This is a genomic window from Nocardia testacea NBRC 100365 (genome assembly GCF_000308775.1).
GTDB lineage: Bacteria > Actinomycetota > Actinomycetes > Mycobacteriales > Mycobacteriaceae > Nocardia > Nocardia testacea.
This window is the reverse complement of sequence record NZ_BAGJ01000210.1, coordinates 1-563: the sequence shown is the minus strand read 5'-3', so window position 1 is coordinate 563 and position 563 is coordinate 1. Positions and strand designations below refer to the sequence as shown.

Below are 563 nucleotides of genomic sequence, written 5' to 3'. Positions count from 1 at the left end.
GGAGAAGGGGCGGCATCGGAGGGTGAGGTCGCGCGCGTTGCGCTGCCACAGCGGTCGCGCGGGTCGGGTGCGGGAGAGGCGGCGGCGTCGGCGGGGGAGGCCGGGCGTGCTGCGCTGCCGGAACGTTCGCGGCGGCCCGCGGGCCAGGAGCTACCGGTTCGGGGCCGTGGGTTCGACCTGGGTGGGCTGTCGCGAACTTCCCAGGGTCTCGAGAGCGCTGGGGTGCCGCCGGTTCCGGGCCGTGAATCCGGCCGAGGTGGGCAGCAAGGAACTGGACTCGAATTCGGGGGAGAGTTGCCGCCGGCTTCGCGCCGCGAGTTCGATGGGCAGCGATTGCCGGGAACTGCGCCGGAGCCCGGGGGTGGTGAGGTACCGCCGGTTCCGGGTCGTGAGTTCGATGGGCGGCGATTGCCGGGAACTTCGCCGGAGCCCGGGGGTGGTGGGGTGTCGCCGGGTGCGGGCCGTGTGTTCGATGGGGGTGGGTCCCCGGGAACTTCGCCCGAGCTCCGGGGTGGTCAGGCGCCGCCGGTTGCGGGTCATGTGTTCGGCCGAGATGGGCAGCA

1 protein-coding gene is annotated in these 563 nt (G+C 73.5%); it reads right to left on the bottom strand.

All coding sequences use genetic code 11. From position 1 onward, the window contains the following. Positions 1-150 precede the first annotated feature (150 nt). The coding region (locus ON38_RS37145; RefSeq protein ID WP_039827555.1) for a hypothetical protein at positions 151-563 on the bottom strand (413 nt) is incomplete at its 5' end.